Raw genomic sequence first — 24373 nt, 5'->3', positions numbered from 1 at the left:
AGAGAGTTTAGAAAAACTGAATGGCTATGCTGAACCGCGTCCATCTCAACGGCCTGCGCGCCGTCGAAACCGTCGCCCGGCTGGGCTCGCTTGCGGCCGCGGCCGCCGAGCTCAACGTCTCGGTCAGCGCCGTCAGCCAGCAGGTCAAGCGCACGGAAAAGCAGCTTGCCCAGGCACTGTTCGAGCGGACGCCTGCAGGGCTTGTGCCGACGGAATTCGGCACCGTCTTCACGGCCCGACTCAGCGCCGGCTTCCGCGAACTCGCGCAAGCGATGGCGCTGGCTGACGAGGCGAGCGAATGCACGCTGGTGGTGTCGGTGGCGCCGGCCTTCGCCTCGAAATGGCTGCTGCCCAGGCTGTCGCGGCATTTCGCCCGGCACCCGAACGTTTTGCTGCGGATCGACGCTTCCGCCCGGATCGCCGACCTCGACCGGTCCGACATCGACATCGCCATCCGGCTGGGCGACGGCAAATGGCCGGGCGGCCGGGCGGAGCTGCTGCTGGCGCAAGAGGTGTTTCCCGTCTGCGCGCCGTCGATCGCGGCCAGGCTGAAGTCGATCGAGGACCTGGCGCAGACCTGCGCCATCACCGACGAGCGGGCGATGATCAATTGGGACAGCTGGTTCGAGGCGGCCGGCGTCGAGCCCGTCACCTTTCTCAAGGGAGCGCGCTTCACTGATCCGATGCTTTGCCTGGAATCGGCGATCGCCGGCCACGGTGTGATGCTTGCCTGGCAGTTGCTCACCGCCGACGCGCTCGCCGACGGCAGGCTTGTCGCGCCCTTCGGCGTGCGTGCGCAAAGCGGACTTGGCTATTGGCTGGTGACATCGGAGACAAAAAGCGAAAGCCGCAAGGTGCGGGACTTCAAGGCCTGGATCCGCGAGGAGATCGAAGCGACCATGGCGCAGTTCCGAGCGTTGGACAGCGCCGCCTGAACCAGTCGATCACGGTGGAAAGGCCAACCGCGCCGGTCTATGTAAGGACCAGACCCCAACATAACGGCAGGCAGGATCATGACCACACATTCGCGCGGCGTCTCGGCAACAATCGACCCGGTGAAGCTCGACAGGCTGGCGGAAGTCGCGATCAAGGTCGGGCTGCAGTTGCAGCCCGGACAGGATCTGGTGCTGACCTCTTCGATCGCGGCGCTGCCGCTGACCAGGCGGATCGTCGAGCATGCCTACAAGGCCGGCGCCGGGCTGGTGACGCCGATCTTCAACGACGACGAGATCACGCTGGCGCGCTTCCGCTACGGCGCCGACGCCGGCTTCGACCGCGCCGCCGGCTGGCTCTATGAGGGTATGGCGAAAGCCTTCTCCAACAATGCCGCGCGGCTCGCCGTGCGCGGCGAGGACCCGTCGCTGCTGTCGGCGCAGGACCCGGCCAAGGTGGCACGCGCCAACAAGGCGAACTCGATGGCTTACCAGCCGGCGCTGGAGAAGATCACCGGCTTCGACATCAACTGGAACATCGTCGCCTATCCCGACCTTGCCTGGGCCAAGCAGGTGTTTCCGGGCGAGCCCGACGACGTCGCGGTGGTGAAGCTCGCCGACGCCATCTTCTCGGCCTCACGCGTCGACGTCGAGGATCCGATCGGCAACTGGAAGGCGCATAACGCCGCCTTGGCCGAGCGCACCAAATGGCTGAACGGCCACAATTTTCACGCGCTGCATTTCACCGGGCCGGGCACCGACCTGACCGTCGGACTGGCGGAAGGCCATGAGTGGATGGGCGGTGCCTCGACGGCCAAGAACGGCATCACCTGCAATCCGAACATCCCGACCGAGGAAGTCTTCACGACGCCGCATGCATGGCGGGTCGAAGGGCACGTGTCATCGACCAAGCCGCTCTCCTATCAGGGCACGCTGATCGACGAGATCTCGGTGCGCTTCGAGGGCGGGCGGATCGTCGAGGCCAAGGCCGCGAAGGGCGAGGACGTCTTGAAGAAGGTGCTCGACACCGACGAGGGCGCGCGCCGCCTCGGCGAGGTGGCGCTGGTGCCGCATTCCTCGCCGATCTCGAAGAGCGGACTGTTGTTCTTCAACACGCTGTTCGACGAGAACGCCGCCTGCCATATCGCGCTCGGGCAGTGCTACTCGAAGTGCTTCGTCAACGGCGCTTCGCTCAGCCAAGACGAGATCGCGCAGCGTGGCGGCAACAAGAGTTTTATCCACATCGACTGGATGATCGGCTCGGACAAGATCGACATCGATGGCGTGGCCAAGGACGGCGGCCGCGTGCCGGTCATGCGCAAGGGCGAGTGGGCCTGAGAGGACTTTTTTTGCGCAATTCCGGACGGAAAACCGCTGCACAGTTTTCCCGGGATTGCTTGTCAAGGGAGGCTCAATGGCCTTCGACATAGCGGTGAAGCGCATCTATGAGGCGCCGGAGAAGACCGACGGCCAGCGGGTGCTAGTCGACCGCATCTGGCCGCGCGGCGTCGCCAAGAAGGATGCCGCTCTCACCCTTTGGCTGAAGGACATCGCGCCGAGCGACGAGCTGCGCAAATGGTTCGGACATGAGCCTGAGCGCTGGGCGGATTCCCAGAAGCGATACCGCGCCGAACTCGACCGGAACGAGGAGGCGGTGGCGCAACTGCGCGATGTGCTTCGCGAGGGAAAGGTGACGCTGCTCTACGGCGCGCAGGATGAGGCGCATAACAACGCAGTGGCGCTGGCGGGGTATTTGCGGGGGGCGTGAAGGACTCGCGCAACGCTCGCGATTTGCGAAAGCCGAGGTGACGTCCGATCTCCCCTTGCGGGGGGAGATTGGCAGCTTCGCTGTCCCGCTACCCTACCCCACCGCCTCCTCATAAACCTCCGGCTTGAACCCAACCAGGATGCGGTCGCCGACCTCGAGCACCGGGCGCTTGATCATCGTCGGCTTGGCAAGCATCAGCTTCTTCGCCTTCTTCTCGTCGAGCGCTTCCTTGTCCTTGTCCGGCAGCTCCCGAAAAGTCGTGCTGCCCTTGTTGAGCAGCTTTTCCCAGCCGACTTTGCCGACCCAGCCGTTCAATTTGTCGACCTCGATGCCCTCGGCCCGGTAGTCATGAAAACGATACGGCACGTCGTGGCTCTCAAGCCAGACGCGCGCCTTCTTGATCGTGTCGCAGGTGGTGATGCCGTACATGGTGATCGTCAACTCAGACCTCGGGCAGATGGGATTGCGAATCCGGCCGAACCCTAGAGCATGATGCCGAAAAGTGCGAAGCGGTTTTCGGGCGACATCATGCTCTCTTTTTGATTTAGAGCCTGCCCTGCTCGCTTTGCCAGTGGGACTATGTGAAGACGATTTGACGCTCTCCATGGCGGCCGGCATATCATCCTGGCCGCCATGTCTGATTTTCAAATCCTGCAGCGAAAAGACGTAGGATGCCGCAGGCCGATCGGCCTCAATAATAGAAGCGCTCTTCGCTGATCTTGCCGTTCTTGACCGTGTAGAGGCCAACCTCGTCCATGGTGACGCGTTCGCCGGTAGATTTGGGCGTTATGTCGAAGGTGAAGCGCAATGCGAACTGGTCGCCATTGACATAGGGGCCATCGATCGAGCCGCCGTGAACCTCATGGTTCGCTTCCCACCATTCACCCTTCTGCTTGACGGCTTCTTTGCCGTTGCAGACGGCCATCGGCCCTTCCATCGCTTCGTAGCTGACGATGTCGTCGGCATTGTACTTCGCGGCAGCGCTGTGGCTGTCGCCCTGCTTGAGGAGTTCGGTGAAATCCTTGGCAATTTCGGCAGTGGTCATGGGATCCTCCCGGGTTTGGACAGAGTCCAAATAGGGAGCTTGCCATCAGCTTGCCACCGCCAAACGGCCGGTACCTGACAAGTCATGTCAGGACTGAAAACGGCATCGAGCGTCGCCCAATCAGTAACACCCGCGTTGGATCGCCAGCCGCCGCACCAACGCCAGCACGCTGTCGATGGTCGGCGTCGGCTGGCCGGTCAGGCGGCCGAGTTCCTGCACTGCGCCCACCAGGGCATCAATTTCCATCGGACGGCGGCGTTCGAGATCCTGCAGCATCGAGGTCTTGTGCTCGCCGACATCGCCGGCGCCCTTGATGCGCCGGTCGACGGGGATGAGGAAGCGCACGCCGAGGCTCTCGCCGATCGCTTGCGCCTCCAGCATCATAGCACGAGCGACTGCGCGCGTGCCTTCGTCGGCAACGATCGCCGCAAGCGTGCTGCAGGTCAGCGCCGAGATCGGGTTGAAGGAAAGATTGCCCCAAAGCTTCACCCAGATTTCCGAGCGTATGTCCTCGCGCACCGGCGCCTGCAGCCCGGCCTTGACCAGTTCCCGCGCCAACGCAGTGACACGCTCGCTCTTTTCGCCGGAAGGCTCGCCAAGTGAAAACCGCGTGCCCTCGACATGGCGGATCAGGCCGGGCGCATCGACCTCGACGGCGGGATAGACGACGGAGCCGATGACGCGCTCAGGGCCGATGCGCTGCCAGATCGTGCCGTCGGGATCGACCGTGTTGAGCCGCGTGCCTTCAAGCGCGCCGCCGGCCTTGTAGAAATACCACCAGGGCACGCCGTTCTGCATGGTGACGACGGCGGTCCCCTCGCCCAGCAGCGGCGCGATCTCGCCGAGCGCCGGCGCCAGCGAATGCGCCTTCAGCGCCAGCACGACATAGTCCTGCGCGCCGAGCTCATCGGCCCGCGCCGCGGCCCTCACCCGTGTCGCTGTTTCCTTGCCATCCTCGATCAGGCGAAGACCGTTGGCGTTGATCGCTTCGAGATGCGCGCCGCGCGCCACGATCGAAAGATCGACCCGGCCGGCGATCGCCAGCTTGGCGGCGAGGTAGCCGCCGATGGCGCCGGCGCCAAAGACAGTGATGCGCATCAGCCGAGACCGAGCTTTGCCGCAAGGCCGATGCGCTGCAATTTGCCGGTCGCGCCTTTGGGTATCTCGTCCAGGATCACTACCTTGCGCGGCACCTTGAAATCGGCGAGCCGTGCCGCGGCGAAGCCGCGAATGTCGGTCTCGCTGGCGCTCTGACCTTCGCGCAGCACGACCGCGGCCGCGACCTCCTCGCCGAGCTTGTCATGCGGCATGGCGAAGGTGACGACCTGCGCCACCGCCGGATGGTCCATCAGCACGCCGTCCACCTCGAGCGGCGAAATCTTTTCGCCGCCGCGGTTGATGATCTCCTTCAGCCGGCCGGTAACGCGCAGGTAGTTATCCTCGTCGAGCACGCCCTGGTCGCCGGTGTGGAACCAGCCATGAGCGAAGGCGCTGGCATTGGCGTCCGGATTCTTCTCGTAGCCGGCGGTGACGTTCGGCCCGCGAATGACGATCTCACCGATCTCGCCTGCCTGGAGCAGCCGTCCATCGGGCGCCATGACGGCCACTTCCGGTCCCGCCGCCGCGCCGACGCTGCCCGGCTTGCGCTGGCCCGGCGGCAGCCGGTTGGACGCCATCTGGTGCGCGGCTTCGGTCATGCCGTAGGACTCGATCACCGGGCAGCCGAATGTCGCTTCGAGCTCCGCCATGACCTGCGCCGGCAAGGAGGCCGAAGACGAGCGGATGAAGCGCAAGTTTGCTTCGGCGAGCTGCTCGGGATTGCGCGCGGCGCGCGGCAGGATCGCCTGATGCATGGTCGGCACCGCCGTGTACCAGCTCGGCCGCGCCTCGGAGAGCCACTGGAAGAAGCGCAGCGCGTTGAAGCCCGGCGTGCAAAAGACGCTGCCGCCGGCGGCAAGCGAGGACAGCACCGCCGCGATCAACCCGTGGATGTGGAACAGCGGCATGATGTTGAGGCAGCGGTCCGTCGAGGTCAGGCCGAGCGTGGCGCCGATATGCGCCGCCGAAGCGGCAAGGTTGGCATGGCTGAGCGGCACCAGCTTGGGACGTGAGGTGGTGCCGGAGGTATGCAGCAGCAGCGCGGTATCGCCATCCTCGGACAATCCGGACGCGACCGGCGGACCGACCGGGTCGCCCTCGATCGTGAAGACGCCGGCAGGCGCGTCCTGCGGCACGACCAAGCGCAGTACTGGGATGCCAAGGCGTTCGGCAACCTCGACCGAGGGACCTGCCTCGTGCTTGCCGACGAGGATCGCCTTGACGCCGATGTCGGTCAGATAAAAATCGAGCTCGTCGGCGCGATAGGCCGGATTGAGCGGCGCCGTGGAGGCGGCAGCGGCGACCGCGATGAAAGCCGTCGCCATCTCCGGGCCGTTGGGCAGCACAATGGCGACGCGGTCGCCGCGGCCGATGCCGAGCGCGTTGAGCCGGGCCGTTGTCTCGTGGATCAGCCGGCGCAGCCCGCCATGCGAGAGAGCGGTCCGGTCGGGCGCAGCAATGGCCGGCGCATCTTCGGCACCGGGCGCAAGACGATGGGCAAGGTCGATGGAGTTTTCGCTTCTTGTCACGGTTCCAGACTATGTTTCGAACGGTCGGCCGATGTCCAGCAAAGGGCTGCTCAATATCCGAGCGCCAGGCCGTCCTTGCGCGGATCGGAGGCGCCGGTCAGCGTGCCTTTTTCCCAATCGATGAGCACTGCCTGTCCGCCGCCTAGCGGATGGTCGGGCTCGACAACGCGGTGGCCACGGCGACGCAGGCCCTCGACGGCATCTGGACGCACGCTTCGCTCGGCTTCCACGACATCGTGGTTATAGAAGACGCGCGCGGCGTCCAGCGCCTGCTGCGGATCCATGCCGAAGTCGATCATGTTGGTCAAAAGATGCACATGGCCGAAGGGCTGGTAGCCGCCGCCCATGACGCCGAACGGCATCACGGCGCGGCCGTTCCTGGTCATCATGCCCGGCATGATCGTGTGCATCGGCCGCTTGCCGGGCGCTATTGCGTTCGGGTGCTTCGCATCGAGGCGGAAGCTCGAGCCGCGGTTCTGCAGCACGACGCCGGTCTTCGGCCCGACGACGCCGCTGCCGAAGGAATAATAGGTCGAGTTGATGAAGCTCACCGCATTCAAGTCGCGATCGACGACGGTGATGTAGACCGTGTCGCTGCCCGGCAGATCGAGGCGCGGCAGATGCGTCATCGCGCGCTCGGGATCGATCGTAGCGCGCAGCCGGTCGGCATAAGCGCTGGAGAGCAGCGCTTTCACCGGGACATCGACATGGTCCTGGTCGGCGAAAAATGCATCCCGTTCCTGATAGGCCAACCGCCCCGCCTCGACCTCCAGATGCAGGCGCTCGGCGCCGTTCGGGTCGAGCGCGGCAAGGTCGAAGCCGGACAGCACGTTGAGCATCAAGAGCGCGGTCAGCCCCTGATTGTTCGGCGGCATCTGGTGGATGTCGCAGCCGCGATAGGAGGTGCTGATCGCGGTCCTGTAGTCGCCCTTGGTCGCGGCGAAGTCGTCCAGCGTATGCAGCCCGCCGAGCTCACGAAGCCGTCCGACAATATCCTCGGCTACCGCGCCCTCATAGAAGCCGGCACGACCTTTCCTGGCGATGATGCGCAGCGTCTCCGCCAGTTCCGGCTGGCGATGCACGTCGCCGGCCTTGGGCGGCTTGCCGCCCGGCAGGAAGATGCGCGCCGCCACTTCGTCGGCCGACAGATCGGTTTCCGGCTCCTCCCAGTCGAAGGCGACGCGGTCGTGCACGACATAACCTTCTTCGGCATAACGGATGGCGGGCGCCAATGCGTCGGCGATGCCCTTGCGGCCATGGTCTTCCAGCAGCCGGCACCAGGCGTCGACGGCGCCGGGAACGGTCACCGCGTGCGGGCCCTGCTTGGGAAGCTCGCTGAAACCGTTCTCCAGGTACCAGTCGACCGTCGCGGCCTGGGGCGCGCGGCCCGAGCCGTTGAAGGCGATCACATTGCCGTCGCCCTTGGGGCAATAGAGGACAAAACAGTCGCCGCCGATGCCGGTCGATTGCGGTTCGACCACTGCCTGCACCGCCGCCGCGCAGACGGCGGCGTCCATGGCGTTGCCGCCGGAGCGCAGCATGTCGATGGCGGCAAGCGTGGCGAGCGGATGCGAGGTCGCCGCCATGGCTTCGGTGGCGCGGACCGGAGAGCGGCCGGGAAATTGGAAATCACGCATGCTGTTTAAGATATCCCTGCATTCAACGTCCGCGGCCGAAAAGCTGGGCGGCGGACAACAAGACGATCGATAGCACGATCAGGCAAGTCGAAATGGCGGCAATCGTCGGGTCGATCTGATCGCGCAGCGCATTGAACATGCGGCGCGTCAGCGTCGTGGTCTCGCCGCCCGAGATGAAGAGCGAGACCACCACCTCGTCGAAGGAGGTGATGAAGGCAAACAGCGCGCCCGAGACGATCGAAAAGCGAAGCTGAGGCATGGTCACCTGAAAGAAGGCGGCGAAGCGTCCGGCGCCAAGGCTGCGCGCCACCATCTCCTGGCTCATGTCGTAGGAGCGCAAGCCGGAAAGCACGGTCAGCACCACCAGCGGCAGCGCCTGGACGGTATGCGCGATGACGAGGCCGGTCAGCGTGTTGTTGAGGCCGATGCGGGCATAGAGGAAGAAGGTGCCGATACCGATCAGGATGACCGGGATGATCAGCGATGCCGTGAGCAGCGCACTGATGGCGCCGGTCAGCCTCAACGTGCCGGCATTGATCGCGTAGGCGGCGGCGGTGCCTAGCGGCGTCGCCACGATGGCCGTCATCACCGCCACCTTGACCGAGACGATGGTGGCGTCGCGCCATTCGACGGAGCCGAAATAGCTTTCGTACCAGCGCAGCGACCATTGCTCGGGCGGGAACTGCAGCAGCGTCGAGCCGGAGAAGGACATGATGACGATGATCACCGAGGGGGCGATCAGGAACAGCATGACGAGGCCGCCCAGAAGGTAGAGCCAGAGGCGTTGCCAGTGCGAGATGGGCAGGCTGTTTTCCGCGCTCATCGCCGGCTCCATACACCGGTGGCACGCGCGCCGAGCAGCCATTGGAAGAGACCGAGCAGCGCCAGCGTGACGGCGAGCAGCACGACGCCGAGAGCGGCGCCGGCGCCCCAGTTGGAATAGAGGCTGGTCGCCTGCTCCATGCGCATCGCCCACATGATGACCTTGCCGCCGCCCATCAGCGCCGGCGTGACGAAGAAGCCGAGGCAAAGCACGAAGACGATGACCACGCCCGAGGCGAGACCGGGCAGCGACAGCGGGAAGAATATCTGCCGGAAGGTGGCGGCCGGGCTGGCGCCGAGAATCATGCCGGCTCGCAGGCAGTCGACGTCGATGGTCTTCATCGAGGCGTAGAGCGGCAGCACCAGGAACGGCAGCATGATGTGGGTCATGCCGATGACGACGCCGGCGAAATTGTTGGCGAGCGGCAGCGGCTGGCCGATGATGCCGAGGTCGATCAGCCAATTGTTGATCAGTCCCTTGCGCTGCAGGATGACCAGCCAGGCATAGGTGCGCACCAGCACCGAGGTCCAGAACGGAAGGATGACGAAGATCAGGCAGATCGAGGCCGCGCGGCGCGGCAGTTGCGACAGCATATAGGCCAGCGGATAGCCGAACAGCACGCAGGCGCCGGGGCCGTTTTGGGCTTCCGCCAGATCGGATCGGAAAAGGCTGCGGGCAAGTGCTGGAGCTTCGTGAAAATCCTATTGCCGATTTCATGAATTTGAAAGAGCGCTCGATGGGCCAGCCGGCCCTGGCTATGTGACAGCACGCCAATGGCCCATAACCTTGCCATCGACGGGATAGACGTTTGCATTAAATCCGAGGAAAGTGCCGCGCAACAATCGAGAGGATACGAAGACCATGACCGACCCGACCCGCCTCCCCGCCGACGGCCTTTTCGTCGGCCGCGCCAGGACCAGCGAAGCCTCCCACCCCCTGGTGGTCACGGTGCGCGACGGCGAGGTCATCGACATCACGTCGAGCGCGGCGCCCACGATGCGTGATCTCTGCGAGCTGAAGGATCCGGCCGGCCATGTGCGCTCGGCCAAGGGCAAGGCGATCGGCGCGCTGGAAGACATTGCGGCAAACAGCTTCGCGACCAAGCGCGATGCGAAGAAGCCGATCCTGCTTTCGCCCGTCGACCTGCAGGCAGTGAAGGCCTCCGGCGTCACTTTCGTCGTCAGCCTGCTCGAGCGCGTCATCGAGGAGCAGGCGCGCGGCTCGGCTGAGAAGGCCGACGCCATTCGCGCCGACATCGCCGGGCTGATCGGCCATGATCTGTCGAAGCTGAAGCCCGGCTCGCCCGAGGCGATGGAGATCAAGGCCAAGCTGATCCAGCGCGGCGCCTGGTCGCAATATCTGGAAGTCGGCATCGGGCCGGATGCCGAGATCTTCACCAAGTGCCAGCCGATGGCCTCAGTCGGCTTCGGCGCCGATGTCGGGCTGCATCCGGTCTCGACCTGGAACAATCCGGAGCCGGAGATCGCGATGATTGCGGACAGCTCAGGTCGGATTGTCGGTGCAACGCTCGGCAATGACGTCAATCTGCGCGACGTCGAGGGCCGCTCGGCGCTGCTGCTCGGCAAGGCCAAGGACAATAATGCTTCCGCCGCGCTCGGCCCCTTCATCCGGCTCTTCGACGAGACGTTCTCCATCGCCGACGTGAAGCGCGCGACGGTGCGGCTCAGCGTCGAGGGCGAGGATGGATTTTCTCTGGAGGGCGCGAGCTCGATGGCCGAAATCAGCCGCTCGCCGGAAGAGCTGGTCAAGGCCGCGCTGGGGCCGCATCACCAGTATCCGGATGGGCTGGCGCTCTATCTCGGCACCATGTTCGTGCCGTCGAAGGACCGCGGCGAGAAGGGCAAGGGTTTCACCCACAAGGTCGGCGATTTGGTCACCATCTCATCCGAGAAGCTCGGCGCCCTGGTCAACCGCGTGCGGCTGTCGCCGGATTGCCCACACTGGACCTACGGCGCCAGCCACCTCATGCGCGACCTCGCCCGAGCCGGTCTGATCTAACAGCGGATCATAGCGGCAATATGCTGGCGCTCATTGCCAGGGGCTGATGGAGCGCAACGGCGGGGTTTTGCCCGCGGAATATCATCGCAACTGATGCAATCTGATGGGATTGCTGATGGCGCGTGCGGCTGCCCCAACATCCATTGGCGATGGAGGCTTGCCAGCGACCGAAAAAGGGAATGCTCTAGAGGCGTCCGGTCGGCGCGGGCAGGAGATGCGGTCCTTGAGGATCGTATCGCGCCTGATGTGGAGGTGGATTTCAACATGGGAGGAAATCGAATGCTTTCGAGGCTAAGACTGCTCGTGCTTGGCTTGATCGCGGCACTCGCCATTCCGGCGATGGCCGAGGCCAAGACGTTCTACTGGATTTCGCATGGCGGCCCGGCCGATCCGGTCTGGACCTATTTCCTGGCCGGCGCCAAACAATGGGCGAGCGACACCGGCAACAAGGTGAACACCTCGTTCCACAATGGCGACGTCGCCTCGCAGCAAGAGGCTGTCCGCGCCGCCATCTCGGCCAAGGCCGACGGCATCGTCACGACCAGCCCCGATCCGGGCAGTCTCGTTGAAATCGTCAAGGAGGCCCGCGCGGCCAACATCCCGATCATCAACTTTAACACGCCCGATCCGAAGGCCAACTTCAACGCCTATGTCGGCGGCGACAACGTCACCTTCGGCAAGCACTGGGCGCAGTATCTGGTCGACAAGGGCCTGGTGAAGAAGGGCGACTTCGTGTGGATGCCCGTCGAGGTTCCGGGCGCCACCTATGGCGTCCAGGAAGAGGAAGGCATCAAGAGCGTGTTCGAGCCGGCGGGCATCACCTATGAGGTGACCGAAGCGACGCTCGACCAGGCCGAAGTGATCAACCGCATGGTCGACTACCTCACCGCCCACAAGGGCAAGGTGAAGGCCATCATCGGTCTCGGCGATCTCGTCACCGGCTCGATCAAGCGCGTGTTCGATCAGGTCGGCGTCAAGGCGGGCGAAATCCCGGTCGTCGGCTGGGGCAACTCGCTCGACACCACGCAGGAAGTACTGAACGGTTACGTCAATGCCGCGCAGTGGCAGGACCCCCAGGCGACAAGCTATGTGGCGCTCTCGCTCGCCAACATGGCTGCCGCCGGCATTCCTCCGGGCTTCAACGTCATCACCGGCGCGCTCTATGAAAAGGACACAGCCGGCGTCTACGACAAGATCCTGTCCGGCAAGTAATCCGCGACCAATGGCCGTGACCGCTGCGGCGGCCACGGCCATTCCTTTCGCCGAGCCTGCGGCCGCGCGGGCTTCAGCCAAGTTCACTCACGTCGCGGGCTCAATGGAAAACCGTTCCTTCATCCAAAGTTTCATCGCGCGGCCCGAATTCGGCCCGCTAGTGCTGCTCGTCGTCGAGCTCGTCGTCTTCTGGGGCATCAATCCCGACTTCCTGTCGCCGCAGAACATCTCCAACATCCTGGCCTTCACCGTCGAGCTCGGCCTGATCGCGCTGGCGATGACGCTGCTGATGACATCGGGCGAATTCGACCTTTCGGTCGGCTCGCTGTTCGGCTTCTCGCCGGTACTGATGTGGACGCTTTTCAACGGCGGCGTCACATCGCTGGAGGTGGGCTTCGTCATCGCGCTGGTGGTCGCGGCCTTCATCGGGCTGGTCAATGGCTGGTTCGTCACCCGGCTCAAGATTCCGTCCTTCCTGGTGACGCTCGGCATGCTGCTCGTCGTGCGCGGCACCGCGTTGTTCGTCACTGACGGCTTTCCGCAGCGCACATGGAGCGCCGAAGGCAGCTGGCTTGCCGACATCCTGGTCGGCGACTTCTACATCGGGCCGTTCCGCATCTACGCCTCGCTGTTCTGGTTCATCGGCGCTGCGATCCTGCTCGGCTACGTGCTGACGCAAAGCCGCACCGGCAACTGGATCCAGGCGGCCGGCGGCAACCCAAATGCGGCGCGCGCCCGCGGCGTCAACGTCAACCGCGTCAAGGTCGGCCTTTTCGTCCTGTCGGCGGTGATGGCCTCGCTCGCCGGCGTGATCTCGTCGCTGCGCACCTCGGCCGCCAACCCCAACAGCGGCACCGGCTACGAGCTCGAGGTCATCGCCATGGTGGTGATCGGCGGCACGGCGCTGACCGGCGGACGCGGCACCATCATCGGCACGGTGCTCGGCATCCTGATCCTGCGCGTCATGCGCAACGGCATCGTGCTCATCGGCGTGCCGGGGCTGGCCTACAACATCTTCATCGGCGCGATCATCCTCGGCATGATGGCGCTGCACTCATGGCTCGAACGCCGGCATCAGGCAGGGACGTGAACCATGGCCGAACCGCTCATCCGCATGGAAAATATCCGCAAGTCCTACGGGCGCGTGCAGGCGCTGGTGGACGCCAACTTCCACGTCAACGAAAGGGAGATCGTCGGGCTGCTCGGCGATAACGGCGCCGGCAAGTCGACGCTGATCAAGGTGTTGTCGGGCGCGGTACCGCTGACCAGCGGCGATATCTTCATCCGCGGCAAGAAGGTTACCTTGCGCAGCACCAGCGATGCCATCGCGCAGGGCATCGAGACGATCTACCAGGACTCGGCGCTGGTCACGCAGCTGTCGATCGCCCGCAATCTGTTTCTTGGGCGCGAGCCGATCAAGCCGCCGCGTTTCCTGAACCGCATGGACCAGGAGGCGATGAACACGGTGGCGCGCGACCTGCTGAAACAAGTCGGCATCTCCAAGAACATCCCGCCGACGACGCCGATCGGTTCGCTGTCCGGCGGCGAGCGGCAAGCCGTGGCGATCGCGCGCGCCATGCATTTCGACAGCGACTTGATCATCCTCGACGAGCCGACCAACAATCTCGGCGTCGCCGAGACGCAAGGGGTATTGAGCTTCGTGCGCAGCGCGCGCGACTCGGGCCATTCCTGCATCTTCATCGCCCACAACATCCACCACGTCTTCCAGGTGGTCGACCGCATCGTGGTGATGCGCCGCGGCAAGGTGGTGGCCGAGGAAATCGATCCGAAAAAGACCACGGTCGCCGAGGTCGAGCGCATCATCACCGGCATGTCGGACAAGGAGATCCGCGATGCGATTTCCGACGGCCCGCAGCCGCATGGCTGACTTGGCCTGACGTTGATTGGCCTGACAGGGCTCGCATCCCATCCTATGAGTGGACCCATGAAAGCCACCGTAGCCGACATCGCCAGGAGCTGCGGCCTGTCGACCGCGACCGTCGACCGGGTGCTCAACAACCGGCCAGGCGCGAGCGCGGCCAACCGGCAGCGGGTGATGGAGGCGGCGAAGCAGCTCGGCTACCTGCCGACCCTCGACCAGGTCGTGCTGCCGTCGAAGCCGGCGCATCTCGAATTCTTCCTGCCGATCGGCAGCAACGCCTTCATGGCGGATCTCGCCCATCACATCGAGGACTATGCCGCGCGCCTGCCGTTGGTCGCCTCCTGCCGCATCCACAACCTTGCCGGCATCTCACCTGGCGCGCTGCAGGGCGCGGTCGAGAACCTCTCGCTCAAGGCCAACGGCGTCGGCGTCATCGCCGTCGACCACCCGCGCACGCGCAATATCCTGCGCGAGCTGGTCGAGGCGGGCATCCGGCTGGTGACGCTGGTCTCCGATGTTCCCGCTGCACCCCGCTCGGCCTATGTCGGGATCGACAACCGGGTCGCCGGACGCACGGCGGCGCTGTTGATGGGCCGCTTCCTGGGCGGCCGTACCGGCCATCTGGCGATGGTCGTCGGCTCGCGCTCCTATCGCGGCCATGAGGAGCGCGAGATGGGTTTCCGCTCGGTGCTCGCCGAGGAGTTTCCCAACCTCACCGTCTCCAGCGCCGTTGAGATCAACGACGAGCCCGACGCCAGCTACGGCGCGACGATCAAGGCGCTGCACAACGAGCCGGAACTGCTCGGCATCTACTGCCTCGGCGCGGGACGCTCGGGCGTGGCGAAGGCCTTGCTCGAAGCCAGGCCGCGCAAGAAGCCGGTGTTCATCTGCCACGACCTGACCAAGGAAACGCGCCGCTATCTCGTCGACGACCTCGCCGACGTCGTCATCGACCAGAATGCGCGGCTGATTGCCGAACAGGCGGTGATCCGCCTGCTTGGCTCGATCGCTTCATCGGCGCCGTACCTGACGAAGAAATTCATCGAGCCGCGGCTGATCTTCAAGGAAAACGTGCCGGTGCAGTGAGTTGGCCGCTTCGGGCGAGGCCGCTATATTCGGATTTGTAGGAGGAATGGTCGACGATGCGACAAATCTGCACACCAGCTATGCAAGTTTTGAGGTTGCCGAATCATTAAGCAACTAGTACATGTACACGTGTCGGCCGTCTCCTCCTCCCAGATGTGATGCCGACGATGAATGCGGTGCACCTCCTCCCGCGCCGTGTTCGAAATCGAGCCCGCTGCCACCTCCTCCCGGCAGCGGGCTTTTCTTTGCCCAGGCCTCGGCAAACACCAAATCCCCTCACCCGCATTCCAGGCGAACAGCAAACGCAATTCGGGCAGCCGGCGCCGGCCTCTTCTCTCTTCGAAGAGGAGGTAGCCGCGAAGCGTCAAGGGGACTTCCTAGCGCGACCGGAACGAGGCGATCAGGCCCTCGGCCATGCGCACGAATTGCGCGCTCGGGCCTTCGGCGCCGACGCTCTGCATACTCACGCGCGCGCCTTCGAGCAGCAGTGACAGCGTGTCGGCGAGCAGTTCCGCCTGGCCGACGCCGGCATCGCGACACAGTGCAACGAGCTTCTCGCGCTGGGCTTCCTTCAATTCCTTGATGACGCGCCTTGCCGGGTGATCGGTCTCACTGAGCTCGACGGCCGCGTTGGCCATGTCGCAGCCGCGGCAGTCTGCGCTCAGCATTTCCGAGGCCTTCTGGACCCAGGCATGCAGCTGCGCGAGCTTGTCGCCGGGATGCCGGGCCTCGAACTCGTCCCATATCCTCGCGGTCTTCGCCGCGGTAGCCCGCAGGCATTCGATGATCAATTCGTCCTTGGATTCGAAGTGACGATAAAGCGTCATCTTGTTGGTGCCGGCGGCCTCGGTGATGGCATCGACGCCCACGCCCTTGATGCCGTGCTTGTGGAACATGTCCTGCGCCGTCTCCAGGATCCGATCCCGGGGGCGAGAGCGCTCCACGACGCCGTCTGTCATCATGATCTCCTTTCGTTTCCAAAAATCCCTCGGCCACCTCTTGACTAGGGTGTTACCGGTCTGTAACTTCCAGAATGTTACTTACTGGTAACACCTATGTCGCTTCCCGTCAACGACAAGGCCCTACCGATAGGCCCTGCCAGAGCGAGATAGAGCCAGAAACCTGCCTGTCATGCGGCTTCGGCCGGTGAAAAGAGAGAAAAACGGTCCGAGATCATCCGATGCGGACCGCAAGCAAGGAGCTACTCCTATGCAAAAGCGCAAAGACCTGACGATCGACGAAGCCATCCGGGATCCGATGATCCGGCTGGTGATGAAGGCAGACGGGATCGATCCCGGAGCCTTCGAACGGATGTTGCGCTCGCGCGCGGCGCAACAGGTGCCGGGCGATGAAGTTCTGCCATCCTTCCTGGAGGACTCCGGCTCCGGCCGGGCCCGCCTGCGCCACTTCGCAAAACCCTTCGGCGAGGCATCAGCATCATGGTGAAATTCTTCATCCACCGCCCGATCTTCGCATCGGCGATCGCCATCATCATGGTGCTCGCCGGCGCGATCGCCTATTTCCTGCTGCCGGTCTCGCAATTCCCAGACATCACGCCCCCGCAGGTCGTGGTCAGCGCCCATTACCCCGGCGCCAGCGCGCAGGTGGTGGCCGATACGGTCACCACGCCGCTCGAGCAGCAGATCAACGGCGTGCAAGGCATGACCTACATGTCGTCGACGAGCTCGAATGACGGCTCCTCGACCATCACCATCACCTTCGACGTCGGCTATCCGCTGAGCACCGCGGCCGTCGACGTGCAAAACCGCGTCTCGCAAGCCGCATCCTCCCTCCCGGCCATCGTCAACCAGGGCGGCGTCACGATCAAGAAGCAGAACCCCAATTTCGTTTTGATCGTCGACCTCACCTCGCCGGACGGCTCCGTCGATCCGGTGGCGCTGAGCAATCTCGCCTATCTCCAGGTGGTCGATCCGCTGAAGCGCTTGCCCGGCGTCGGCGACGTGCAGATCTTCGGCGAGCGGCGCTATTCGATGCGCGTCTGGCTCGATCCGGACAAACTGGCCAATCTCGGCATCACCGCCGTCGACGTGCAGAACGCCATTGCCGAGCAGAACGTGCAGGTGGCGGCCGGCAAGATCGGCCAGTCGCCGGCGCCGGCTGGCACCTCCTTCGAAATGCAGGTCAATGCGGTCGGCCGCTTGAGCGACCCCAAGGAATTCGGCGACATCGTCGTGCGCGCCAATTCGCAGAACGGCTCGCTGGTGCGGCTGCGAGACGTCGCCCGCATCGAGCTCGGCGCGCTGCAATATTCCTCGTCGGCCTTCTTCGGCAAGGACCCGACGGTGGTGCTCGCCGTCTACCAGATGCCCGGCTCCAACGCCCTCGACCTGCAGCAGCGGGTCAAGGACAAGATGCAGGAATTGTCCGCGCGCTTCCCGAAGGGCGTCAACTACGCCATGCATTACGACACGACCCGCTTCGTCTCGGCCTCGATGCATGACGTGCTGATCACGCTCGGCGAAGCGCTGGTGCTGGTCGTGGCGGTGGTGTTCATCTTCCTGCAGAGCTGGCGCACCACGATCATCCCGACCATCGCCATCCCTGTGTCGCTCGTCGCGACGCTGGCGGTGATGTACATGCTGGGCTTCTCGCTCAACATGCTCTCGCTGCTCGGCATGGTGCTGGCGATCGGCCTCGTCGTCGACGATGCGATCGTCGTCGTCGAGAATGTCGAGCGACAGCTGGAAGCCGGCCTCAAGCCGCTTGCCGCGACGCGCGCGGCAATGGCCGAAGTGACGGGCCCCATCATCGCCACCACCGCGGTGCTGATGGCGGTGTTCATCCCGGTCGCCTTCATCCCAGGCGTCTCCGGCCGGCTCTATAACCAGTTCGCGTTGACCGTCGCGATCTCGGTCGGCATCTCGGCCTTCAACTCGCTGACGTTGAGCCCGGCGCTGAGTGCCGCGTTCCTACGCCATCGTGGCGAAACGCAGTTCGTGCTGTTCCGCTGGTTCAATGCCGGCTTCGACTGGCTGTCGCATGCCTATGCCCATGGCGTGCGCATCCTGATCAGGCTGCGCTGGGCCATGCTCGGCCTGTTCGCGGCCGGCCTCGTCGCCACCTATTTCGTCTGGCAGAAGCTGCCCTCGACCTTCCTCCCGGTCGAAGACCAGGGCTACTTCTTCGTCGTCATCCAGCTGCCCGACGGCGCCTCGCTGGAGCGCACCGACGCGGTGGCGCAGAAGGCGCGCGACATCCTGCAGAACACGCCCGGCGTCGACATCGTCGGCTCGATCAGCGGCCTCAACTTCCTGACCAGCGCCGCGCAGTCGAACTCGGCGGTGGAGTTCGCCATCCTGAAGCCGTGGGACGAACGCGGGCCTGACCAGAGTGCTTCGAAACTCGTCGAGCAGGTGCGCGGCAAGCTGTTGCAGATGCCGGACGCGTTCGCACTCTCCTTCGATCCGCCTTCGATCCCGGGCATCGGCACCACCGGCGGTTTCGAGTTCCAGGTGGAGGATCTTTCGGGCCGCGGAAGTGCCGCGCTCAACGAGGTGACGCAGGCGCTGATCGCCGAGGCACGCAAGCAGCCGGAGCTCAATCCGCAGCAGCTGTTCTCATCTTTCTCGACCTCGACGCCGCAGTTCAACTACGACCTCGACCGCAGCAAGGCGAAGCTTCTCGGGCTCAACCTGCCCGACGTGTTCAACACGCTGCAGATCTATCTCGGCTCGCTCTACGTCAACGACTTCAACCTGTTCGGCCGCACCTTCCGTGTGACCATCCAGGCCGACAAGGACGCGCGCGCCGATGCAACCGACATCTCGCGGCTCTACGTGCGCAACGCGTCGGGCGGCATGGTGCCGCTGAGCACGCTGGGCAAGCTGGTGCCGATCGTCGGCCCCGAGACCGTGCCGCATTACAACAACAATGCGTCGGCCTTGATCAATGGCGGCGCTGCGCCGGGCTTCTCGTCCGGCCAGGCGGTGGCGGCGATGGAACGGGCGGCGGCGAACGTCCTGCCGCGGGACTTCGGCTATGAGTGGACCGGCATCACCTATCAGGAGCTCAAGGCCGGATCGATCGCCTCGATCGTGTTCGGGCTCGCCATGGTCTTCGTCTTCCTGATCCTGGCGGCGCAGTATGAAAGCTGGGCAATGCCCTTCATGGTGCTGCTCGCCGTGCCGCTGGCTCTGTTCGGCGCCTTCGTGGTGCTTTTGCTGCGCGGCATGCAGATCGACGTCTATTCGCAGATCGGCTTCGTCATGCTGATCGGCCTGGCGGCGAAGAACGCCATCCTGATCGTCGAGTTCGCCCGACGGCGCCGAGAGGAAGGCCTGACCATCGTCGAGGCGGCGATGGAAGCCGCGCGGCTGAGGCTGCGGCCGATCCTGATGACGGCCTTCGCCTTCATCCTCGGCGTGTTGCCGCTGATGTTCGCGACCGGCGCGGGTGCGGCCAGCCGGCAGTCGATCGGCACCACCGTCTTCGGCGGCATGGTGGCGGCGACTATCCTGTCGCTGGTCTTCGTGCCGGTCTTCTACGCGGTGATCGAAAAGCTGCGCGAGCGCGGCGAGAAAGAACCAGCCAAGGGGCATCATGACGCTCCTCAGCCAGAGGAAATTGAACCGACCGCCGAGCCGGCGCTTCAGCCGCTCGCCCAGGCGGCCGAATAGGATTGGAGACCAACATGCGTAAATGGAAAATCGCTTTGGGAACGGCCGTCGCGCTGGGCGCGATTTCGGTGGCAAGTGTTCATCTGCTCGACATGGGCAATCTGAGCCTCAACGCCAGCACGGCTGGCGCGGCGCCCGCGCCCGCTGCCTTCGTCATGCCGGTGCCGGTGGTGAACGTCGTCAAGAAGACGCTGCCGATCTACCTCGATTACGCCGCGCGGGTGGAATCGATCCGCAGCATCACCCTGCAGGCGCGCGTGCCGGGCTATCTGCAAGAGCAGACAGCAGCCGACGGCAGCGACGTCAAGCCGGGCGACCTGCTCTACAGGATCGCGACCGAGGACTATCAGGCAGCACTCGACCAGGCGAAGGCTCAGGTGGAGCGCGACTCTGCGACGCTCGACTATGCGCGTTCGAACCTCGGCCGCGGCACCGAGCTCGCCAAGAGCGGCTATCTCGCCAAGGACAGCTTCGACCAGCGCACCAGCACCCTGCGCGGGGCCGAGGCGGCGCTGGCGGTCGACCGGGCCGCGGTGCGGACGGCCGAGCTCAATCTCGGCTATGCCGAGATCAAGGCGCCGTTCCCGGGACGCATCGGCCGCAACCAGGCCTCGGTCGGCACGCTGGTCAGCGTCGCCGGCACCGTGCTCAACACGCTGGTGCAACTCGACCCGATCTACGTCACCTTCAATCCGAGCGAGACCGACCTCGTGCAGATCGAAGAAGCGAAGGCCGCCGGTCCGATCGCCGTCGACGTGCTGCTGCCCGGCGAGACCGAGCCCAGTCAGAAAGGCCAGCTCACCTTCATCGACAACACGATCGACCACTCGACCGGCACGATCACGGCGCGTGCCACGATCGGCAACGCCAAGTTCAGGCTGCTGCCCGGGCAATATGTGCGCGTGCGGCTGCATGTGAAGGAGCAGCCCAACACCCTGATGGTGCCGCAGGTGGCGGCGGGTTCCAGCCAGCTCGGCAAGTACCTTTACGTTCTCGGCAAAGGCAACACCGTCGACCAGAAGCTGGTCTCGCTCGGGCCAACCGACGGCGACCTGATCTCCGTCACCTCAGGCATTTCCGAGAGCGACCAGGTGATCACGGGCAATTTGCAGAAGATCGGACCCGGAATGCCGGTTTCTCCCTTGCCGCAACCGAAACCGGCCAGCTGATAACCCCCATCAGTTCCGGTCCGACGGCGCCCTCGGCTCCCACGTCGAGGGCGCCGTTTCGTTGAGCGCTACGCTCTGCAAAAAATACCCTTGTTAGATTGTCGACAATCTGCTTGTCTTGCAGCTAGGTCATCCGGAGTGGGACACATGGCGAAACTGGATTTCAGTCCGATCGCGGATACGACGCGCAGGGCCGAGATCGTCGCGCTGCTCAGGCGCGCCATCCTCACCGGGCAGCTGGAGCCCGGACAGAAGCTCAACGAGCTCAGGATTTCCGAGCAGATGCGAGTGAGCCGCGCGCCGCTGCGCGAGGCGATGCGCGAGCTGGTGCAGGAAGGCGTCCTGACCAGCATCCCCTATGCCGGCACTTTCGTCATCGATGTCGCCGCCAAGGACATCATCGATGCCTATTCCCTCAACAAGGTGCTCGACGAGTTCGCCATCGAGCTCGCCTGGCCGCAGCGCGACCAGCGCTTTTTCGACGAGATCGACCGCCGCCACGAAGCGGTCAAGCAGGCGACGCGGGCGCTCGACACCACGCGCCAGATCGAGACGGCGCTGCAGCTGCACGGGCTGATCTACGAATGGGCCGACAATTCGGTGCTGCTGGAAACCTGGCAGCGGCTGACCAGCCGGCTGCAGATGTATTTCGCCCTGCATCAGCGGGCGCGCAACGAGCCGGTGCCGGCCGAGGACGTGCACGAGACCTATGTGACGCTGCTCAAGGGCGCGGACATGCGCGCCGCCCAGCGCCATGCGCGCGAGCATATCGACCTCGATTTCGAAGAGCTTCTTGCCTACGCGCGCGGCCTCGAAAAGCGCGCCTCGAAGGGCGCCGACCGACCTCGCTGACAACGGACACCGACATGAAGATCGAAAGCATAAAAGCCTACCATGTCGTGCAGCCTTTCGTGGACGGCCCCTACCGCATGTCGAAGGGGCGGGTCGCCGACTGCTTCGACGCGGTGATCGTCGCCATCACCTCCGACACAGGCGTGACCGGCTGGGGCGAGATGGCGCCGCTCGGCAATTTCTACTCGGCCGCCTTCCCGGCCGGAACCCGGGCCGGCGTGCCGGAGATCGCGCCGCACCTCATCGGCCACGATCCACGCGGCCTTGCCGGCATCGGCAGACTGATGGACACGGTGTTCAAGGGCCACCCTTACATCAAAGCCGCACTCGATATGGCGTGCTGGGATCTCGCCGCCCGCGTGGCCGACGTGCCGCTGGTGACCATGCTCGGCGGCCGCGAGAGCGAGACGGCGGAGCTCTACAGGGTTGTGACCCACGGCACAGTCGACCAGATGGCAGCGCTTGCCAAGAAGATCGTCGCCGAAGGTTACCACCGGCTGCAGGTCAAGGTCGGCGGCAATGTGCGCGACGACATCGAACGTGTGACGGCAGTGGCGTCGGCCGTGCCGAAGGGCACGGTAATCTTCTGCGACGCCAATGCCGGTTGGACGCCCTACCAGGCGCGGCAGTTCGCGGACGCTACGCGCGGCATCGACTACACCTTCGAGCAGCCCTGCACGACGATCGAGGAAAACATGTCGGTGCGCCGCATGCTGGACAAGCCGATGGTGCTGGACGAATCCGTCACCTCGCTGGGTGAGATGCTGGAAATCCACCGCCGTGGCGCGGCCGACGGGCTGACGCTGAAGATCTCGCGGCTGGGCGGCGTGACGCAGACGCGGCTGATCCGCGACGTCGCCGTCGATCTCGGCTTCATGATCACCGTCGAGGACACCGGCGGCGCCGAGATCGACACGGCCGCCATGGCGCATCTGTCGCTGTCGACGCCGGAGGAGCGCCGGCTGCACGCGATCGCCTTCCACGAATGGGTGACGGTGCGCACCGCCTCCAACAAGCCGCCGGTGACGGGCAGCCGCATGGGCATTCCCGACGGACCCGGCCTCGGCATCGATGTCGACCCGGACTTGCTCGGCAAGCCCTTCTTCGAGATCGGCTGAAATGAAGATCCGGCGCATCAAGGCAACGCCGATCAATTACAGGCTCGAAGCGCCCTATGTCTGGGTGTTCGGCGAGCTCGACGGCTTTTCGCCGACCATAGTCGAGGTCGAAACGGAGGATGGGCTTGTCGGTCTCGGCGAAGCGCCGACGCCGGCGGCCGCGGCCGTCGTCAACGACGTGCTCGCACCCCGGCTCACCGGCCGCGACGCCTTCGACATCGCCAGCGCGGAGCAAGTCTGCCTGCCCTTCTGGAGCGGCGTGCAGTCGATCAACGACCGCGTCCGCATCATGGCCTTCGGCGCCATTGAGATGGCGCTGTGGGATCTGCGCGGCAAGGCGTGGAAGCAGCCGCTCTACCAATTGCTCGGCGGCGCGGTGCGCAAGGAGATCCCCTTCACCGACTATTTCTCGCTGCGCGGCGACGGGCCGACGGTAAAGGGCGAGAAGACGCCGGAAGCGGTCGCCGACTACTGCGTCGAGCTAAACGAACGCCACGGCACGACCTTCTTCGAAGGCAAGTTCTCGACGCAGGATCCGAAGCTTTCGCTGAAGATGGTCGAGTTGATCCGCAAGAAGCTTGGCGACGATGCGATGATCCACGTCGATTCCAACCAGGCCTATTCGCTGGCCACCGCCAGGCGACTGGCACGGCCGCTGGAAGAGCTCGGCGTGCGCAACTGGGAAGACCCGGTGGCGACGATCGAGGAGATGCGCGAGCTGCGCCGCCACACCTCGATCCCCTTCTCCACCCACAATATCGATGTCGCGCGCGCCATGGAGCTGAAGGTGCCGGACGCGTTTGTCGGCAACCCGACGGCGCATGGCGGGATCGGGCGGATGCTGCGCTTCGTCGGCGCCTGCGAGCATGCCGGCATCGATTACTGGTGTTACAGCGGCGACACCGGCATCGGCAGCGCCTGCTACCTGCATCTTTGCTCGGCACTTGGCTGGATCCGGGAGCCCAACCAGTCGCTGTTTCGCATGCAGCCGATGGACGTCATCGAGGAAGGGCCGTTCGCGCCTAAGAACAATGTCGTGCGGGTGCCCGAAGGCTACGGGCTCGGCGTCACGCTGTCGCCCGACAGGCTTGCCGCCTGCCATCGCGACTTCGTCGAGAACGGGCCCTGCAACAAGTACCACGACCCGGAAAAGCCCGGCGCCTATCGCCGGCTGCCGCTGAACTGAACCAGCAGACCGCCAGAGGAAAGGAGGCGACAGACGTAGAAAAAGAAGCGGCCGCGATTTCGATCGGACCGCAAGATCGAAGATGGCATGCATCAAGAAAATCTGACCTTCCCGCATCCAAGAGCGGATGGACCGGACTAACCTGCATGCTAAAGTTCGTTCGACTGATATTCTTGACGATGGCCGGGACCGGAGAACTCCACGGTATTTCGTCAACCGGAATGCACTCGCCAACCACAAGAACTGGGGAAAGGGTCTAGACCCATGAGCAAGAACCACCGCATTCTCGACCTTATCCGGCGCAACCGCACGCCGCTCGAAAACCACCTCATCGACGGCCTTATCGACGGCCGCGTCAGCCGCCGCGACTTCGTCCGCCA

At 64.6% G+C, this 24373-nt stretch carries 21 protein-coding genes and 1 pseudogene; 14 read left to right on the top strand and 8 right to left on the bottom strand.

Features of this window, described 5'->3' with window-relative positions; all coding sequences use genetic code 11:
* The first annotated feature begins 20 nt into the window (after positions 1 to 20).
* The 3 genes from DH10_RS19395 (at position 21) to DH10_RS19385 (ending at position 2700) form a co-directional block, all read left to right on the top strand.
* Positions 21 to 935 carry a LysR substrate-binding domain-containing protein gene (locus tag DH10_RS19395; RefSeq protein WP_192256583.1) on the top strand — a complete coding sequence of 305 codons (915 nt, stop codon included), beginning with the start codon at positions 21 to 23 and terminating at the stop codon, positions 933 to 935.
* A 78-nt stretch (positions 936 to 1013) separates the two neighbouring features.
* Complete coding sequence (locus tag DH10_RS19390; protein ID WP_192256581.1) at positions 1014 to 2270, top strand: aminopeptidase; 1257 nt, start codon at positions 1014 to 1016, stop codon at positions 2268 to 2270.
* Positions 2271 to 2346: 76 nt separating this feature from the next.
* Positions 2347 to 2700, top strand: coding sequence for a DUF488 domain-containing protein (locus DH10_RS19385; RefSeq protein ID WP_192256579.1), 354 nt, complete (start codon positions 2347 to 2349; stop codon positions 2698 to 2700).
* A gap of 93 nt (positions 2701 to 2793) precedes the next feature.
* Here the strand turns inward: DH10_RS19385 and DH10_RS19380 are convergent, their stop codons facing one another.
* The 7 genes and pseudogenes from DH10_RS19380 to DH10_RS19350 form a co-directional block, all read right to left on the bottom strand.
* Complete coding sequence (locus tag DH10_RS19380; protein ID WP_192256577.1) at positions 2794 to 3141, bottom strand: ArsC family reductase; 348 nt, start codon at positions 3139 to 3141, stop codon at positions 2794 to 2796.
* Between the two features lie 250 nt (positions 3142 to 3391).
* A complete protein-coding gene (locus DH10_RS19375) occupies positions 3392 to 3745 on the bottom strand; it encodes a nuclear transport factor 2 family protein (protein ID WP_192256575.1) in 354 nt (117 codons plus the stop codon).
* 120 nt (positions 3746 to 3865) lie between these two features.
* Positions 3866 to 4843 carry a 2-dehydropantoate 2-reductase gene (locus DH10_RS19370; protein ID WP_192256573.1) on the bottom strand — a complete coding sequence of 326 codons (978 nt, stop codon included), beginning with the start codon at positions 4841 to 4843 and terminating at the stop codon, positions 3866 to 3868.
* Positions 4843 to 6372 (bottom strand): acyl--CoA ligase, encoded by a 1530-nt coding sequence (locus tag DH10_RS19365; protein ID WP_192256571.1) that lies wholly within the window; start codon positions 6370 to 6372, stop codon positions 4843 to 4845. The genes DH10_RS19370 and DH10_RS19365 overlap by 1 nt, the downstream gene beginning before the upstream one ends.
* 50 nt (positions 6373 to 6422) lie before the next feature.
* Positions 6423 to 8009 (bottom strand): gamma-glutamyltransferase, encoded by a 1587-nt coding sequence (gene ggt, locus DH10_RS19360; RefSeq protein ID WP_192256569.1) that lies wholly within the window; start codon positions 8007 to 8009, stop codon positions 6423 to 6425.
* A gap of 22 nt (positions 8010 to 8031) precedes the next feature.
* Positions 8032 to 8832, bottom strand: a complete 801-nt coding sequence (locus tag DH10_RS19355) for an ABC transporter permease (protein ID WP_192256567.1) — start codon at positions 8830 to 8832, stop codon at positions 8032 to 8034.
* A pseudogene (locus tag DH10_RS19350) lies at positions 8829 to 9461 on the bottom strand (ABC transporter permease); the annotation flags it as partial. The pseudogene DH10_RS19350 and the gene DH10_RS19355, both read right to left, overlap by 4 nt.
* 232 nt (positions 9462 to 9693) lie before the next feature.
* Here DH10_RS19350 and DH10_RS19345 point away from each other — a divergent pair.
* The 5 genes from DH10_RS19345 to DH10_RS19325 all read left to right on the top strand — a co-directional run bounded on the left by DH10_RS19345 (position 9694) and on the right by DH10_RS19325 (position 15031).
* Positions 9694 to 10851 (top strand): fumarylacetoacetate hydrolase family protein, encoded by a 1158-nt coding sequence (locus DH10_RS19345; protein WP_192256565.1) that lies wholly within the window; start codon positions 9694 to 9696, stop codon positions 10849 to 10851.
* A 279-nt stretch (positions 10852 to 11130) separates the two neighbouring features.
* Entirely contained in the window at positions 11131 to 12063 is a 933-nt protein-coding gene (locus DH10_RS19340; protein WP_192256563.1) for a substrate-binding domain-containing protein, read from the top strand.
* Between the two features lie 103 nt (positions 12064 to 12166).
* The gene (locus DH10_RS19335; RefSeq protein ID WP_192256561.1) at positions 12167 to 13153 is read left to right on the top strand and encodes an ABC transporter permease; all 987 of its coding nucleotides are present in this window, start codon (positions 12167 to 12169) and stop codon (positions 13151 to 13153) included.
* A 3-nt stretch (positions 13154 to 13156) separates the two neighbouring features.
* Positions 13157 to 13951, top strand: coding sequence for an ATP-binding cassette domain-containing protein (locus tag DH10_RS19330; protein WP_192256559.1), 795 nt, complete (start codon positions 13157 to 13159; stop codon positions 13949 to 13951).
* Between the two features lie 57 nt (positions 13952 to 14008).
* Complete coding sequence (locus DH10_RS19325) at positions 14009 to 15031, top strand: LacI family DNA-binding transcriptional regulator (RefSeq protein WP_192256557.1); 1023 nt, start codon at positions 14009 to 14011, stop codon at positions 15029 to 15031.
* 377 nt (positions 15032 to 15408) lie between these two features.
* Here the strand turns inward: DH10_RS19325 and DH10_RS19320 are convergent, their stop codons facing one another.
* Positions 15409 to 15990: a TetR/AcrR family transcriptional regulator gene (locus tag DH10_RS19320; protein WP_192256555.1), complete on the bottom strand. Its 582-nt coding sequence runs from the start codon at positions 15988 to 15990 to the stop codon at positions 15409 to 15411.
* 187 nt (positions 15991 to 16177) lie between these two features.
* On the opposite strand from DH10_RS19320, the gene DH10_RS19315 reads away from it, so the two are divergent.
* The 6 genes from DH10_RS19315 (at position 16178) to DH10_RS19290 (ending at position 23993) form a co-directional block, all read left to right on the top strand.
* Positions 16178 to 16477, top strand: a complete 300-nt coding sequence (locus DH10_RS19315) for a hypothetical protein (protein ID WP_376774926.1) — start codon at positions 16178 to 16180, stop codon at positions 16475 to 16477.
* Positions 16471 to 19668 carry an efflux RND transporter permease subunit gene (locus DH10_RS19310; RefSeq protein ID WP_192385245.1) on the top strand — a complete coding sequence of 1066 codons (3198 nt, stop codon included), beginning with the start codon at positions 16471 to 16473 and terminating at the stop codon, positions 19666 to 19668. The genes DH10_RS19315 and DH10_RS19310 overlap by 7 nt, the downstream gene beginning before the upstream one ends.
* 14 nt (positions 19669 to 19682) lie before the next feature.
* Positions 19683 to 20837 carry an efflux RND transporter periplasmic adaptor subunit gene (locus DH10_RS19305; protein WP_192385244.1) on the top strand — a complete coding sequence of 385 codons (1155 nt, stop codon included), beginning with the start codon at positions 19683 to 19685 and terminating at the stop codon, positions 20835 to 20837.
* A gap of 147 nt (positions 20838 to 20984) precedes the next feature.
* Positions 20985 to 21689 carry a GntR family transcriptional regulator gene (locus DH10_RS19300; RefSeq protein WP_192256551.1) on the top strand — a complete coding sequence of 235 codons (705 nt, stop codon included), beginning with the start codon at positions 20985 to 20987 and terminating at the stop codon, positions 21687 to 21689.
* Between the two features lie 14 nt (positions 21690 to 21703).
* Positions 21704 to 22807: a mandelate racemase/muconate lactonizing enzyme family protein gene (locus tag DH10_RS19295; RefSeq protein WP_192256549.1), complete on the top strand. Its 1104-nt coding sequence runs from the start codon at positions 21704 to 21706 to the stop codon at positions 22805 to 22807.
* A gap of 1 nt (position 22808) precedes the next feature.
* A complete protein-coding gene (locus DH10_RS19290; RefSeq protein ID WP_192385243.1) occupies positions 22809 to 23993 on the top strand; it encodes a mandelate racemase/muconate lactonizing enzyme family protein in 1185 nt (394 codons plus the stop codon).
* Positions 23994 to 24373: the final 380 nt, after the last annotated feature.

The organism is Mesorhizobium silamurunense, from assembly GCF_014843825.1.
Lineage (GTDB): Bacteria > Pseudomonadota > Alphaproteobacteria > Rhizobiales > Rhizobiaceae > Mesorhizobium > Mesorhizobium silamurunense.
Note: the sequence above shows the minus strand (reverse complement) of the source record. Positions and strands in the feature narration are given on the sequence as shown.